Source organism: Actinoplanes sp. NPDC049118 (genome assembly GCF_040648555.1).
GTDB lineage: Bacteria > Actinomycetota > Actinomycetes > Mycobacteriales > Micromonosporaceae > Actinoplanes.
Genome location: NZ_JBEZDY010000008.1, coordinates 76,910 through 89,922 on the forward strand (window position 1 = coordinate 76,910; position 13,013 = coordinate 89,922).

Consider the following 13,013-nt stretch of genomic DNA (forward strand, 5'->3'; position numbering starts at 1 on the left):
CGAGGGGCCGGGCGGCCACGAGCCGCCGGGCCGGGCGACTCGTGGCCGGGCGGCCACGAGTCGCCCGGCCCCCTCTATGTGCGAAGTCTTGACGGATTATGTTGAGAAGTGAGTGAATGCGTTCATGGCGCTGCTAGAGGTCGTCGATGTCTCCAAAGTGTTCCCGGGCGTCCGCGCCCTGGACGACGTCACCTTCACTCTCCAGGCGGGCGAGGTGCACGCCCTGGTCGGTGAGAACGGCGCCGGCAAGTCCACATTGATCAAGGTCCTGACCGGCGTCTACCAGCCGGACGCCGGCGAGCTGCGCTACCGCGACGAGCCCGCCCGGTTCGACACGCCGATGGACGCGCAGCGGGCCGGGATCTCCACGATCTACCAGGAGGTCAACCTCATCCCGCTGATGAGCGTGGCGCACAACCTCTTCCTCGGCCGCGAGCCCCGCAACGCGCTGGGCCTGCTCGACGAGGGCCGGATGCACCGCGAGGCGAGCGAGATCCTCCTGCGGTACGGCGTCACCACCGACGTCCGGCGCCAGCTCGGCACGCTCGCGCTCGGCGCACAGCAGATGGTCGCGCTGGCCCGGGCCGTGATGATCGACGCGAAGGTCGTCATCATGGACGAGCCCACCTCCTCGCTGGAGCCGCGCGAGGTGGCGACGCTCTTCGGCGTCATCCGCGACCTGCACGCGCAGGGCATCGGCATCGTCTACGTCAGCCACCGGCTCGACGAGCTCTACCAGATCTGCGACGCCGTCACGATCCTGCGCGACGGCAAGATCGTGCACACCGGCCGCCTCGCCGACCTGGAACGCATCAAGCTGGTCTCGCTCATGCTGGGCCGCGACATGTCCGCGGTACGCCGGGAGGGCTTCACCGGCTTCGCGGGCGGGCACGCCACCGCGCCGGACGCCTCGCCCGTACTCGAGGTCACCGACCTGAACAGCCGGCGCAGGCTCCACGACATCAGCTTCTCCGTGCGCCCCGGCGAGGTCGTCGGCCTCGGCGGCCTGCTCGGCGCCGGCCGCAGCGAGACCATCAAGGCGATCGGCGGCGCCTACCCGATCGACGGCGGCACCGTCGAGGTCGACGGCCGGGACCTCAAGCGGCCCACCACAGTGCAGGCGGTCAAGGCCGGCATCGCGGTGCAGCCCGAGGACCGCAAGGCCGAGGGGCTCGTCGCCGGCCTGTCGGTGCGCGAGAACATCGCGCTCGCCATCCTGCCCCGGCTGTCGCGGTTCGGCCTGGTCTCCGATCGCCGGATCGACGACGTCGTGCGCACCTACATGACCCGGTTGCGGATCAAGGCGTCCAGCCCGGACCAGCGCGTCGGCGACCTCTCCGGCGGCAACCAGCAGAAGGTGCTGCTCGCCCGCCTGCTCGCCACCCGGCCCAAGGTGCTGCTGCTCGACGAGCCGACCCGCGGCATCGACGTCGGCGCCAAGGCCGAGGTGCAGTCGCTCATCGACGAGCTGGCGGCCGAGGGGCTCGGCGTCGTGCTGGTCTCCTCCGACGCGGAGGAGCTGGTCGAGGGCGCCGACCGGGTGGTGGTGCTGCGCGACGGCGCCGTCGTCGGCGAGCTGTCCGGCGATCAGGTGACCACCGAGGCCCTGCTCGAGACGATCGCCGCGGCGGCGGAGCTGGAGGAGAACAATGAGTGAGGCGACGGCGACGGCCACCCGGCCGGCCATCGACCTGGCACGTGTCAAGGCCTGGCTGCCGGCGTACGGCGTCTACGTGGCGATCGCGCTCCTGGTCCTCTTCAACGTGCTGTTCACGCCGAACTTCCTGGCCTGGAGCAACCTGCGGATCCAGTTGATCCAGGTGGCGCCGATCGTGATCGTGGCGCTCGGCATGGCCCTGGTGATCGGCACCGAGGGCATCGACCTCTCGGTCGGCGCGGTCATGGCGCTGGCCGCCGCGCTGATCCCGCTCTACCTCGGCTACGGCGTCATCGCGGCGGTCATCGTCTCGCTCATCGCGGGCGTGCTGGTCGGCCTGATCAACGGAACCCTGGTCGCCCGGGTCGGGCTGCAACCCATCGTCGCGACCCTCGCGCTCTTCGTCGGCGGCCGCGGCCTCGCGCTGGTCATCTCCGGCGGCCAGCTCAAGGACGTCCGCAACGAGGACCTGATCTACCTCGGCTCGGGCGACCTCCTCGGCATTCCGGTGCTGGTCTGGATCGCCGCCCTGCTGGTGCTGATCGTCGGGTTCGTGGTCCGGCGCACCGTCTTCGGCCGGCGGCTGCTGGCGATCGGCGGCAACCGGCCGGCGACCGAGCTGGCCGGGGTACCGGTGAAGCGGGTGCTGATCACCGTCTACGTGATCTGTTCGGTGCTCGCCTCGATCGCGGGCCTGCTCGCCGTCGCCCGCATCCAGTCCAGCGACGCCTCCGCGGTCGGCCTGCTCATCGAGCTCTCCGCGATCACCGCGGTCGTGGTCGGCGGCACGCCGCTGACCGGGGGCCGGGTCCGCGTGCTCGGCACGGTCGCGGGCGCGCTGCTCATGCAGCTCGTCGTCGCCACGATGATCAAACACAACCTGCAGCCGTCGACGACCGAGATGGTGCAGGCCGTCATCATCCTCGTCGCCGTCTACGTCGCCCGAGAGAGGAAGACCCGGTGACCCAGACCGTCTCGGATCACGAGGTCGCCGCCACCGTCGCCGCCGACGAGCGCCGGGCGGAACGCACCGACCGGATCGTCGGCCTGATCCAGCGCCAGGGCGCGCTCGCGGTGCTCGTCGTGGTCGTCGTCATCGCGTCGGTGGCGTTCCCGAACTTTCGCAGCTTCGACAACGCGGCCACCATTCTGATCGCGGCGGCGCCGCCCGCGCTGATCGCGCTGGGCATGACCTTCGTGATCATCACCGGCGGCATCGACCTGTCGGTCGGCTCGCTCTACGTGCTCGGCGGGGTCGTCTCCGCGTACGCGTCGCAGTGGGGGCTGCTTCCCGCATTCCTCGCGCCGCTCGCGGTGTGCGGGCTCATCGGGGTCCTCAACGGAGCCCTGATCGCGTACACGCGGATGGCGCCGTTCATCGTGACGCTGGCCGCGCTGCTCGGCGCCCGCGGCCTGATGCGGGCGATCAGCGACGAGGGCTCGACGACCTACCTGGTCGAGGACGACGCGTTCCGCGCTTTCGGCACCGGCTCGTTCCTCGGCATCGGCTATCCGGTCTGGCTGGTCGCGGCCGTCTTCGCCCTCGGCATGGTGCTGCTGTCGCGTACCCGGTTCGGCCACGCCGTCTACGCGGTCGGCGGCAGCGAGGACGCGGCCAGCCTGATGGGCATCGCGGTGCGCCGCACCAAGGTCTGGGTCTACGTGATGTCCGGCCTGCTGGCGGGCCTGGCGGGCGCGATCAACGCGGCGAAGCTCGGCTCCGGCGTCACGGTGCTCGGCACGGGCATGGAGCTCGACGCGATCGCGGCGGTCGTCATCGGCGGCACGCTGCTGACCGGTGGTGCCGGCACGATCGCCGGCACGATCGCGGGCGTCCTGCTGCTCGGCGTGATCCAGAACATGATCAATCAGGTCGGCAACGTGCCGAGCAGCTACCAGCAGGTGATCAGCGGTGCCTTCCTCGCCGTCGTGGTCGTGGCACAGACCTACCTGGTGAAGCTGCGGCGCGTGACCTGACAGGATGGGCGCATGGAAAAGGCGACATTCGTGTACGACGGTGACTGCGCGTTCTGCACGACGTGCGCGCGATTCATCGAGCGCCGCGTCCCGTCGCGCGCGACCGTCGTGCCGTGGCAGTTCGCCGACCTCGACCGCCTCGGCCTGAGCCTGGAGCAGGTCGAGGAGGCGGTGCAGTGGGTCGGCACCGACGGCTCGGTCGCCTCTGGACCGGACGCGATCGCGCTGCTGCTCCGCGACGCGGGACGGCTGTGGGAGGTGCCGGGCCGGGCCCTGCAGCTGCGGCCGGTCGGCCTGCTGGCGTGGCCGGCGTACCGCTGGGTGTCGGGGCACCGCCACCTGCTGCCGGGCGGGACCGCGGCCTGCTCGCTCCCGCAGGCTCAGCGCGAGCGGCTCTACGGCCCCACCGGCCGGCGCTGACCCTCAGTTCACCCGCGCGGTCCCCAGCAGGTGGCCGTCCCGGTCCGCCACCGCGACGGCGTGGACGTTGCGCAGCTGAATCGAGCTCGCGCCGGTCACGCGCGCGTTCCCGCTCGGCGTCGGCCCCCAGACCGCGGCCTGCTCGACCAGGCCGTCGGCGTCGCTGACCCGGCAGACGAACGGGCCGCGTCCCGGCAGCTTCGACACGCTCAGGTCGATGGAGACGCCCCAGGTCTTGCCGGTCAGCACGGCCCGGCCGGTCAGCCCGCTGCCGGCCGCCGGCTCGAAGTCGGCGGTGAGCAGCGGCTGGCTCGGCGCCGCCGTCGGCGTTGGGGCGGGCGTGCGCTCCGGGTTCCAGGTGACGATGAAGCCGACCGCGCCGGCCACGACCAGCACGACGGCCGCGGCGGCCATCAGCCGGCGGCCGAGGACGCGGCGGCGCCCCCGCGACCGTTCGGCGCGCAGCTTGACAAGCAGGCTCTCGATCCGCGCGGGGCTGGGCCGGGTGCCGGCCGCCACGGCGATCGGCGCCGCGTTCTCCAGCGACCGCAGCAGCTCCGGTACGGGCGCGAGCCGGTCCAACGTGTCCCGGCACTCATCACAGCGCAGCAGGTGTGCGTCCAGGCGATCGGTGTCGGCGGCGTCCAGCCCTCCGAGCAGGTAGCCGCCGAGCAGCCGGCGCGACTCGTCGTGGTCGGTGCTCATCGCAGCACCCCCATCTCCTCGAACGCCTGCCGCAGCGCCCGCACCGCGTAGTAGGCGCGCGACTTGACCGTGCCCTCGGGCACCGAGAGTCTGCGCGCCGCGTCGGCCACGGTCTGCCCCTCGTAGTACATCGCCTGCACCACGGCCCGGTGATCCTCGGAGAGCCGCTCCAGCGCCTCGGCGACCAGCCAGCCCTCGACGAGCTGATCGACGTTGTCGGCGGACGGCACCGACTCGACGGCGGCCTCGTCCGCCACCAGGTGCGGCCGGCGCTGCTCGGCCCGCCACGCGTTGGTGACCACGTTGCGGGCGATGGTCAGCAGGTAGGAGCGGGTGCGTACGGGATCGGGCTCGAGGTGGTCGATGTGCCGCCACGCGCGCAGCAGCGTCTCCTGCACGAGGTCCTCGGCCTTGTGCCGGTCCCGCACGTAGCGGGCGATGAAGCTGAGCAGCACCGCGTAGTGCTCGGTGTAGAGCGCGGTCATCTGCTCCTCGTCGGGACTTCCCCGTCGGCTCATCCGCTGTCCCCTCCCTGCCCACCGCCTCGTTGTACCCCGGTGGCGGGCGGCTGGTTCGATCAGGCCGCCGCAAAAGACGCCCGATCCCACGACGGGGATCGGGCGTCTTCGTGAGGTAGGCGATCAGGAGCAGTCCGCTGCTTTCGATCCCGGGCCGCCGTAGCGGAACGTCCGTTCACTCGGAGGCACGAGCTCCTTGGTGTAGTCAGGGTTGGGGCGCTGCGGGAACGTGACTTTGACGTCCGGCCCGTTGGTGAGGCTGATGCTGCCGACGCGGGCGGCGTATATGTCGTTGGCCGGCAGTCCGTTGCCCATCTGGGAGCAGGGCCTCGAGCGGGGGGACGCTACCTCGCCGAACCACTGGATGAGGCCGGCCTTGGTGTACTTGCCGTCCCAGTTGCGGTCGGGGAAGAAGCCGATCCACTCCGAGTCGTACGCGACCCACCAGGCCCCGCCGGAGTGCTGGATGCCGAAGCGCTTCGGCACGCCGACCGGCGGCTCGCCGGGCAGGGGCTCGATGAACGGCAGCGTGGCGCCCGGCGCGATCGACGCCTTCTCGTACGGCGTGAAGCCGCAGGCGTTGTAGCAGGTGGGCTTGTCGTCTTTCCAGTAGAAGACGAAGAGGTGCGGGTCATCGTCCCCGTTGACCGAGCGGTCGATGTGCCAGCCCACCTCGACTTTCTGCTTTTCGTCGGCGGACTGCACCGCCAACTCCACGAGCGTGTGGTAGTCGTCGCCGGCCAGCTTCGGCCTGTGGACGGGCAGGTTCGCCCAGCTGCCGTCGGCCTCCGCAACCTGACGACCGTCGGCGTAGTGGAATTTGACTACCCTGTCCTCGGCAGCCTTGGCCGAGCCCGGCGGGGCCGGCGGCACGAGCGTCGTCCTCATCGACTTGAGCACCCTCTTGCCGGTGCGGCCCTTCGGCGCGAACCCGGGCACCGGCACCCGCGAGCCGCTCGTGTCCGCGGCCGCGGCGTCCGCACCGGCGGCCGCGAGGGCGGCGCTGCTCGCGCCGGGCTTGCCAAGCTTGAGTTTGTGGGGGCGCTCGCCCCAGGGCAGGAGCGCCGGCGGTACTGGAGCCGGTGGTACGAGAGCCGGGTCCTCGGCGGCCACAGCCGTTGTCGAGGCCGGGATCTCCGCCTCGGGTGTCTCTGCGGCGCTCGCGTTCAGGGTCCAGACGGCCCCCGTGGCACCGACTACGGCTGCGGCTAGGCCGGCGGCGAGCAAACCGCGGCTTGAGTTCGACACGTGTCCGTCCTCGTTCATCGGGGGCTCTGCGGCGGTGGGCGGGGGAAGCCCCAACACCGGCTCTCAGCGGCAGACGGACCATATAACGTTCTGAATACCGTCCGCGCGGGTCGAGCGGCCTTTCCGCCTGAACGGCTGAGTCCGTGGGCCGATCCGGTGGTTCATTGACCAAAGTGGTCGACGGTGCGTGTTCGCGCCGTAGCTGTGGGGAATATTTTCGCTCACTGTTCTGAAAGAGGCTAACCACTGTGAGGCTCTTTCGGGTCTAGCGTGACTCACATGGGCGGCATCGAGGTTCTGCTGCTGACGGACAAGGGCGTCGAAACGCACCCTGTGTCCGCAGTCGAGGCTTTACTCGCACGCGACGCGGCGCTGATCTGGGTGGACATTCCCGAGTGCAGCCAGGAAGCGATCATGCTCCTCACCGACGTTCTCGACTGCCATCCGCTCGCCGTACGCGATTGCCTGCAACGCAACCGGGTCCCACGCGTCCGCGTCTACCCGCATCAGCAACTGCTGATACTGCACGGACCGGAACGCGGACCTTCCGGCCATGTCCACTACATCGAGCTCGATCAGATCATCGGCGATAAATACGTCGTGACCGTGCACGGACCACTCAATCCCTCGGTCGACCCCGGGGTCGCGCTCCGCGAGACCGCGGCGGTGCGGCGCCGCATCGAGGCCGGACGGCTGCGCCCGGGCACGCCGTACGAGTTGTCATATTCGATCACCACGGCGCTGGTGCACACCCTTGAGGTGCTCATCGAGGACGTGACCCGCGAGGTCTGGCAATTGGAGCAGCGGGTGACCGGCGGCCACATGGGCAACCCGGAGGAATTCCTGGAGGAACTGTTCCAGGCGCGGCACGGGCTGCTCGCCGTCCGCACGATGGGCGCCCTCGGCGCCGAGGTCTACGGCCGAATCGCGACACTGGGAAAACGGGTGTCGGAAAATGATCTTCCACTGGTGACCGACGTCGCCGATCAATTGACGCGAATCCGCGCCCTGGCCGACGGCGAGCGCGAATATCTGCAAGGCGTGATCGAGTTCTATCGCGCGCGAGCGGAGACAAAAATGACCATTGCCGCGGAACGCCTCGCGGTGATCGCGGTCGTGACGCTACCGATCACGGCGCTCTCGTCCGTATACGGCATGAACATCATCGTCAATGATCACACGCGGGTACCCCAGTTGCTGGCGGTGCTGACGGTTATGGCGATCATGTCCACTTTGCTGCTCACCTGGGCCAAGCGCCGCGGTTGGTGGTGAGCCGCGCCGGCCCTACGATCTTCATTCCCGCATTCTGGTACAGGTTTGATTTGCCCCCGGCTCGCGGCGACGATGGGATCATGCAGCGGCAGGGTCTCCTCCTCACGGCCCGCCGGGTGATCGACCTGGCGCGCTGCGCCAGCGCGCGCTGTCCGCGCTGATCTGCGCTTTCCGCGCCCCCTTCGGGTACTTCCGCCGGCCTTGATCGCCGGTTTCCCGGTTCTCCCCGCGCGTCGTCCGGCACCGGCCGTACTGTGGGGGTAAACCTATAGAACTGATAGGCTATATATACAAAGCGAGGAGCAGCAGTGACCGCCGTCGACATCCGCCTCGACCATCTCGCCACCGCCACCCGATACGCCGCCGACCCGGATGCCTGGCCGGTCGCGCCCCGCTTCAACGCGTTCGAGCGCTGGTACCACCGGCTGGCGCAGGAGCCCGACCACGAGGTGTGGCTGCTGACCTGGCTGCCCGGGCAGGGCACCGACCTGCACGACCACGGCGGCTCGGCCGGGGCGTTCCACGTCTACTCCGGCGCCCTGACCGAGGACACGGTCGACACCGGCCCCGGCGGGCTGCCGCGGATCACCTCCCGGGAACTGGGTGAGGGTGCCGGCCGCCGCTTCGGCACCCGGCACATCCACCGGATCACCAACCGCTCGAACCGCCCGGCGATCAGCATCCACGCGTACGGGCCCGCGCTGAGCACCATGACCCGCTACCGGATCGGCGACGCCGGCCTGGACGTCGTCGCCGTCGAGCGGGCGGGGGCACAGTGGTGAACACCCCGCTGCTGCGCACCGCACCGGTCTTCGCCGCCCCGCCGCACGGTTCGCGGGGCATCGACGAGCTGCTGGCCGGCGCCCGCGCCCGGATCGTGCGGCTGGGCCCGCACGAGACGTACCGGGCCGTCGGCCGCGGCGCGGTGCTGGTGGACATCCGCCCGGCGGCCCAGCGCGCCGAGCACGGCGAGATCCCCGGCGCGATCGTCATCGAGCGCAACGTCCTCGAGTGGCGCCTGGACCCGCGCAGCGACGCGCGGCTGTCGTTCACCCGCTACGACCTCGAGGTGATCGTGACCTGCCAGGAGGGCTACACGAGCAGCCTGGCCGCGGCGGCGCTGCAGGATCTCGGGCTGCTGCGGGCCACGGATCTCGAGGGCGGCTTCAAGGCCTGGCAGGCGGCGGGCCTCCCGACCGTCTGAGCCCGCGTCGTGGCGGCGGCGCTTGATGGCGAACACCATCAAGCGCCGCCACCACGACGCTGTCCGTCAGTGGCCCTCGGCGTCCGGGCGCGCCTGCCGCGGCAGCAGGAACGCGAGCCCGAACGCGGCCACCAGCATCAGCAGGGCGACGTTCAGGGCGCCGACGGTGGCGTCCCGGAAGCCGGCGTGCACGGCCTGGAGCGCGTACGCGCCGACGGCGGGCGAGGCACCGCTCTCCTCGGCCGTCCGGCACGACTCCGGCTGTGCGGACGGGTCGTCCTGCGCCGCGCGGTCCTCGAGGCAGGTTCGGATTCCGGCGACCACCGCCGGCTGTGCCTCCGCCGGCACGGCCGCCGCGGTCAGGGCCGGGCGCAGACCCGCCGGGTCCACGTGATCGCCGACCGCGCCGGGCAGCATCCCGAAGAAGATCGTGCCCAGCACGGCGATGCCGAACGCGCCGCCGAGCTGCTGCACCGAGGTGAGCGCGCCGGACGCCGAGCCGGTCTCCTCGTCGTCCACGCCGGCGAGGACGATGTTGAAGAACGGTGCCATCGCCAGGCCCATGCCCACGCCCAGGGGCACGAGCGCCGGAATCAGGTGCCACGGCGTGATGTCCGCGCCCGCCACCTGCACGGTCACGGCGACGCCGATCGTGCCGAGGCCCATGATGACCGTGCCGATCAGCAGCAGCTTGCGGCCGAGACGCTCGCTGAGCCCGGCGCCGGCCGCGACGAAGCCGGCCACCGTGCCGATCGCCTGCGGCAGCGTGGTCAGGCCCGCCTTGAGCGGCGAGTAGCCGAGGCCGACCTGCAGGTAGAGCGTGAAGACCAGGCCGGTGCCGATCAGCGCGGCGAAGAAGAACAGGCCGAGCAGCAGACCGCCGGTGAAGGCCCGCTTTCGGAACAGGCTGGGCGTCACCAGCGGGTCGAGGCCGCGGCGCTCGCGACGTGACTCGTACACCCCGAAGATGCCGAAGACCATCACGCCCAGCGCCAGCATGACGAGGACCCAGGCCGGCCAGTCCAGCTCGCGGCCCTGCACGAGCGGATAGAGCAGCAGAAACGCGCCGACCGCCGCCAGCGCCACCCCGACGAGGTCGAGCCGGGGCGTGCGCTCGCTGCGGAACTCGGGCAGGAACCGGACGGCGCCGACCACGGCGAAGATGCCGAGCGGCAGGTTGATGAGGAAGATCATGCGCCAGCCGGTGCCGAAGTAGTCCGCGTCGACCAGCCAGCCGGCCAGGATCGGGCCGCCGACCGCGCCGAGGCCCATGACCGGCCCGAAGGCGCCGAACGCCTTGGCCTGCTCCGACGGCGAGAACATCTGCTTGATCATGCCGAGGCCCTGCGGCAGCATCAGCGCGCCGAACAGGCCCTGCACCGCGCGGGCGCCGATCAGCACCCCCGGCGCCCAGGCCAGGGCGCAGAGCAGCGAGGCGAGGGTGAAGCCGACGGCGCCGATGATGAACATCCGGCGCCGGCCGTAGATGTCGCCGAGCCGCCCGCCGGTGAGCAGGCCGATCGCCATGGACAGCGTGTAGACCGCGCCGAGCCACTGGATCAGGCTCAGCGAGCCGCCCAGCTCCGCGCGGATCACCGGACCGGCGATCGTGGTCACCAGCGAGTCGAGCAGGTCCATGACCTCGACGGCGAGGATCACGAAGAGCGCGACCCACCGCCATCGGTACGGCGTCTCGGACGCCTTCTCCAGCACGGCTTGCATCAGTTCCTCCCCCGGAACGGTGTTCTGATGTAACGAACACCGTTCTACCGACGAACACCGTTCGCGTCAAGTACGCTGTACGCCGATGAGCGAAATCCCACTTCCCCCCTGGCGCCGCGCCGTCGCCAAGCGCCCCCGCGCCGCCAAGGCCCCGCTGACCCAGGACCAGATCGTCGACGCGGGCCTGCGGATAGTCATGGTCGAGGGCATCGAGGCGGTGAGCATGCGCCGGATCGCCGCCGTCTTCGACACCGGCGCGTCCAGCCTCTACGCGCACGTGGCCAACAAGGACGAGCTGCTTCAGCTGATGTTCGACCGGATCTGCGCCGAGGTCGAGGTGCCCGAGCCGGAGCCGGTCCGCTGGCGGGAGCAGATCAAGGAGATGGCCCGACACAGCCACGCGGTGATGACGAGGTACAACAACATCGCCCGGGCCGCGCTCGCCACCGTGCCGAGCGGCCCGAACGCGCTGCGGCTGTCCGAGGGGATGCTGACGATCATGCTGGCCGGCGGGGTGCCGCCGCAGGTGGCGGCCTGGTCACTGGACCGGCTGTTCCTGTACATCGTCGCCGACGCCTACGAGAACTCGCTGCACATGCAGAACCTGCGGGAGGGCCAGGACACCCGGGAGTACTTCGAGGGCTTCGTCACCCAGCTCGCCGACTTCTACGGCGACCTGCCGGCGGACCGCTTCCCGAACATCCGCGCCCACGCCAAGACCCTGACGTCGGGCTCGGGCGACGAACGCTTCGAGTTCGGCCTGGACATGCTGGTCGACGGCCTGGCCCGGTACGTGACGGACGGCGAAGGTTCGTGACGCACCCGGGGCCGGTCCTGGCGGACCGGCCCCGGGCTCAGACGTCGACGCTGGTGTACTGCTTGCCGGTCTCGGTGACGACCCGGACCGACGCGACCTGGTCCGGCGGCACGAGCGCGCTGCCGTCAAGGGTGGTGCCCTCGTCCGCGCCCTTCTCGGAGACCACCCAGCTGCCCGCCAGGACCGACTTGCCGTCCGCGGCGACGACCTCGAGCCGGCACCGCTCGCCGGCCGGGATGCCGACGACCGCGGCCTTGATCCGCACCCAGCCGGGCGCCGGCGCCACCGCAACGGTGATCCGCGCCCCGGTGTCCGGGTCGAGGGCGGTCGCGGTCTTCGTGCCGGGAATGGTCGTCGGCACCACCGTGCGCGTCGGCAGCGCCTCCGGTGTCCCCGGGCCCGCGGTCGTCCGGCCGACCACGACACCCGAGGCGATCGCGGCGGCGACCACGACGGCCGCGGCCGCGCCTACCAGCGCGGTCCGCCGATGCCGCCTCCCGGCGGACTCGCCACGGATCTGCCGCAGCGTGCGCTGCAACAGCAGGTCACCGCCCTCGGGCGGCCCGTCAAGCAGCATCGCCTCGGGCACGGCCTCGAGTGCCATCGTCCACTCCTGCAGGGATTCCGCCTCGGCCCGGCACTCGGCGCAGCCGGCGAGGTGCTCCTCGAACTCCCGCAGCTGCTCCGCGTCCAGTGACTTCGTCAGGTAGCCGGCGAGGTCCTCGTGATTAGTCTTCATGAGGCAGACCGTTCCGTTCCGGCTACATTCAGCGACCGGAGCTCGCGTAGTGCCCGAAGGGCGTAGAAGGAACGCGACTTGACCGTCCCGGGCGGGATGCCCAGCGTCTTGGCCGCTTCCGCGACCGTGCTGCCGAGCAGGTAGACCTGCTCCAGGACCTCGCGGTGCTCGGCAGAGAGCCGGCTGAGCGCGTCCACGACCACCATGGAGTTGACCACCTGCTCGGCGTGGTCGCCCTCCACCGCGGCCTCGATCGGGCTCTCCCGGACCTCGGTCGCCCGGGCCTTCCGGGCGCGGACCTGGTCGGTGACGATGTTGCGGACCACCGTGAGCAGCCAGCCGCGTACCGAACCCTTGCCGTTCACCAGGCTGTCGGGATGTCGCCAGGCACGCACGAGCGCCTCCTGGACCACGTCCTCGGCTGCGGCCCGGTCCCGGGTCAGCTGCGTCGCATATGCGAGCATCGCCGCCCCGTGTTCCTGGAACAAGGACCTGACCAGTGCTTCATCGGCCACCTCCCGGCGACGTTGGAGTCTCAACCCCGGCATCTCTTCCCCCCGGTGACGGCGGATTTCATGCCGAGGCTGGCCGGACGGAGCGCTGGCCCGGCCACCCTCGACCCCCGTTTCGTCGGTCTGACTCCAGTCACACGTGGCTGCGTCATAAACGGTTCAGACAAATTTACGGGTGAACCGGATCGGAGCGGTCCACGTGTGGGTGGCGTACTTGCTCAC

At 70.7% G+C, this 13,013-nt stretch carries 14 protein-coding genes; 8 read left to right on the forward strand and 6 right to left on the reverse strand.

All coding sequences use genetic code 11. The features are described from left to right. Nucleotides 1–124 precede the first annotated feature (124 nt). The 4 genes from AB0B58_RS14120 to AB0B58_RS14135 are packed head-to-tail and all read left to right on the forward strand — an operon-like array spanning nt 125 to nt 4,054. Nucleotides 125–1,657 (forward strand): sugar ABC transporter ATP-binding protein, encoded by a 1,533-nt coding sequence (locus tag AB0B58_RS14120; protein WP_360222920.1) that lies wholly within the window; start codon nt 125–127, stop codon nt 1,655–1,657. Beyond that, nucleotides 1,650–2,621, forward strand: a complete 972-nt coding sequence (locus AB0B58_RS14125) for an ABC transporter permease (RefSeq protein WP_360222923.1) — start codon at nt 1,650–1,652, stop codon at nt 2,619–2,621. The genes AB0B58_RS14120 and AB0B58_RS14125 overlap by 8 nt, the downstream gene beginning before the upstream one ends. Then, nucleotides 2,618–3,634: an ABC transporter permease gene (locus AB0B58_RS14130; protein ID WP_360222926.1), complete on the forward strand. Its 1,017-nt coding sequence runs from the start codon at nt 2,618–2,620 to the stop codon at nt 3,632–3,634. The genes AB0B58_RS14125 and AB0B58_RS14130 overlap by 4 nt, the downstream gene beginning before the upstream one ends. A gap of 12 nt (nt 3,635–3,646) precedes the next feature. After that, on the forward strand, nt 3,647–4,054 hold the full coding sequence (locus AB0B58_RS14135) for a DCC1-like thiol-disulfide oxidoreductase family protein (protein ID WP_360222929.1): 408 nt from the start codon (nt 3,647–3,649) through the stop codon (nt 4,052–4,054). Between the two features lie 3 nt (nt 4,055–4,057). Here the strand turns inward: AB0B58_RS14135 and AB0B58_RS14140 are convergent, their stop codons facing one another. The 3 genes from AB0B58_RS14140 to AB0B58_RS14150 form a co-directional block, all read right to left on the reverse strand. Beyond that, nucleotides 4,058–4,759: a zf-HC2 domain-containing protein gene (locus tag AB0B58_RS14140; protein ID WP_360222932.1), complete on the reverse strand. Its 702-nt coding sequence runs from the start codon at nt 4,757–4,759 to the stop codon at nt 4,058–4,060. Further along, the gene (locus AB0B58_RS14145) at nt 4,756–5,277 is read right to left on the reverse strand and encodes a sigma-70 family RNA polymerase sigma factor (protein ID WP_360222935.1); all 522 of its coding nucleotides are present in this window, start codon (nt 5,275–5,277) and stop codon (nt 4,756–4,758) included. Before AB0B58_RS14145 ends, AB0B58_RS14140 begins: the two co-directional genes overlap by 4 nt. A gap of 123 nt (nt 5,278–5,400) precedes the next feature. Continuing rightward, entirely contained in the window at nt 5,401–6,525 is a 1,125-nt protein-coding gene (locus tag AB0B58_RS14150; protein WP_360222938.1) for a neprosin family prolyl endopeptidase, read from the reverse strand. 279 nt (nt 6,526–6,804) lie between these two features. Between AB0B58_RS14150 and AB0B58_RS14155 the strand changes: the two genes are divergently transcribed. From AB0B58_RS14155 to AB0B58_RS14165, 3 genes are all read left to right on the forward strand, one after another. Beyond that, on the forward strand, nt 6,805–7,797 hold the full coding sequence (locus AB0B58_RS14155) for a magnesium transporter CorA family protein (RefSeq protein WP_360222941.1): 993 nt from the start codon (nt 6,805–6,807) through the stop codon (nt 7,795–7,797). A gap of 308 nt (nt 7,798–8,105) precedes the next feature. Beyond that, entirely contained in the window at nt 8,106–8,579 is a 474-nt protein-coding gene (locus AB0B58_RS14160) for a cysteine dioxygenase family protein (protein WP_360222944.1), read from the forward strand. Beyond that, nucleotides 8,576–9,001 carry a rhodanese-like domain-containing protein gene (locus AB0B58_RS14165; RefSeq protein WP_360222947.1) on the forward strand — a complete coding sequence of 142 codons (426 nt, stop codon included), beginning with the start codon at nt 8,576–8,578 and terminating at the stop codon, nt 8,999–9,001. Before AB0B58_RS14160 ends, AB0B58_RS14165 begins: the two co-directional genes overlap by 4 nt. A gap of 66 nt (nt 9,002–9,067) precedes the next feature. Here AB0B58_RS14165 and AB0B58_RS14170 read toward each other — a convergent pair whose 3' ends face one another. Continuing rightward, nucleotides 9,068–10,723 carry an MFS transporter gene (locus tag AB0B58_RS14170; protein ID WP_360222950.1) on the reverse strand — a complete coding sequence of 552 codons (1,656 nt, stop codon included), beginning with the start codon at nt 10,721–10,723 and terminating at the stop codon, nt 9,068–9,070. Between the two features lie 85 nt (nt 10,724–10,808). On the opposite strand from AB0B58_RS14170, the gene AB0B58_RS14175 reads away from it, so the two are divergent. Continuing rightward, complete coding sequence (locus tag AB0B58_RS14175; protein WP_360222953.1) at nt 10,809–11,540, forward strand: TetR/AcrR family transcriptional regulator; 732 nt, start codon at nt 10,809–10,811, stop codon at nt 11,538–11,540. A gap of 37 nt (nt 11,541–11,577) precedes the next feature. On the opposite strand, the gene AB0B58_RS14180 is transcribed toward AB0B58_RS14175, so the two are convergent. Both AB0B58_RS14180 and AB0B58_RS14185 read right to left on the reverse strand, forming a co-directional pair. Then, a complete protein-coding gene (locus AB0B58_RS14180) occupies nt 11,578–12,279 on the reverse strand; it encodes a zf-HC2 domain-containing protein (RefSeq protein WP_360222956.1) in 702 nt (233 codons plus the stop codon). Then, a complete protein-coding gene (locus AB0B58_RS14185) occupies nt 12,276–12,827 on the reverse strand; it encodes a sigma-70 family RNA polymerase sigma factor (protein ID WP_360222959.1) in 552 nt (183 codons plus the stop codon). Before AB0B58_RS14185 ends, AB0B58_RS14180 begins: the two co-directional genes overlap by 4 nt. Nucleotides 12,828–13,013: the final 186 nt, after the last annotated feature.